Raw genomic sequence first — 804 nt, 5'->3', positions numbered from 1 at the left:
TCCACACCCGTAACACCCACCATCGCATAATCAGTTGCCGAAGGTGCTGGTTGCGTATTATCGGCCGCGTAGCTTTGAATAATCGCTAAGCTATCAACCACTGTCTGAATGACGGAAACGCTCGTGAGTGACTGGCTGTCCACTTGCCCGTTAATTTCGCTAAGATTATTCGCATCGACACCTGTGACACCAATGTCGGCATAGTTAGTCACTGTAGGCGCAGTTTGAGTATTGTCGGCTGCATAGCTTTGAATAACCACTAAGCTATCAACCACAGTTTGAATGCCAGCCACAGTAGTCAATGACTGAGTGTGCACTTGCCCGTTCACTTCGCTAAAGTTATTGGCATCAACACCTGTGACACCAATGTCAGCATAGTTAGTTACTGTTGGCGCGGTTTGGGTATTATCTACCGCGTAGTTTTGGATCACTGTTAGGCTATCGATAAGTGTTTGTATCGAGGCAACACTTGTTAGTGACTGGCTATCAACTTGTGCATTAATTTCCGCTAAATTGTTGGCATCAATACCTGTGACGCCAAAGTCAGCATAATCACTCACCGATGGTGCAGGTTGCGTATTATCCAACGCGTAGGTTCGTATCACATTGACGCTATTAGTTAGAGTCTGAATCACTGCCATCGTGGTCAACGATTGACTGTCCACCTGACCGTTTACTTCACTCAAATTATTGACATCAATACCCGTGACGCCAAAGTCGGCATAATCACTCACCGATGGTGCAGGTTGCGTATTATCAGCCGCGTAACTTTGAATTACATTGACGCTATTAGTTAGAGCTTGA

Annotated in this window: 1 protein-coding gene; it reads right to left on the bottom strand. The window is 45.8% G+C overall.

Annotation, left to right across the window (positions count from 1 at the left end; all coding sequences use genetic code 11):
* The coding region (locus F8B77_RS17675; RefSeq protein ID WP_167512867.1) for a hypothetical protein at positions 1-804 on the bottom strand (804 nt) is incomplete at both ends.

This window comes from Aliivibrio finisterrensis (genome assembly GCF_008933155.1).
GTDB lineage: Bacteria > Pseudomonadota > Gammaproteobacteria > Enterobacterales > Vibrionaceae > Aliivibrio > Aliivibrio finisterrensis.
Note: the sequence above shows the minus strand (reverse complement) of the source record. Positions and strands in the feature narration are given on the sequence as shown.